This window comes from Streptomyces sp. NRRL F-525 (assembly GCF_000716605.1).
In the GTDB taxonomy this organism is placed as follows: Bacteria; Actinomycetota; Actinomycetes; order Streptomycetales; family Streptomycetaceae; genus Streptomyces.
Genome location: NZ_JNXE01000217.1, coordinates 1 through 292 on the forward strand (window position 1 = coordinate 1; position 292 = coordinate 292).

A 292-nucleotide genomic window follows, 5' to 3' on the forward strand; every position below is an offset into this window, starting at 1 on the left:
CCGTTGCCGGGCCTTCGCGGCCGGCGCGGACGGTACGGGCTGGGGCGAGGGTGTCGGCCTGGTGCTGCTGGAGCGTTTGTCGGACGCCGAGCGCAACGGACACCAGGTGCTCGCGGTCGTCCGCGGCTCGGCCGTCAACCAGGACGGGCGCAGCAGCCAGTTGACCGCCCCCAACGGGCCGTCCCAGCAACGCGTCATCCGCCAGGCCCTGGCCAACGCCCGGCTGACGGCCGATCAGGTCGACGCGGTGGAGGCGCACGGAACCGGGACGACGCTGGGCGACCCGATCGAG

1 protein-coding gene is annotated in these 292 nt (G+C 74.3%); it reads left to right on the plus strand.

From position 1 onward, the window contains the following. A partial coding sequence (locus tag OO69_RS48595; RefSeq protein ID WP_033287470.1) for a beta-ketoacyl synthase N-terminal-like domain-containing protein occupies nt 1–292 on the plus strand: 292 nt, incomplete at both ends.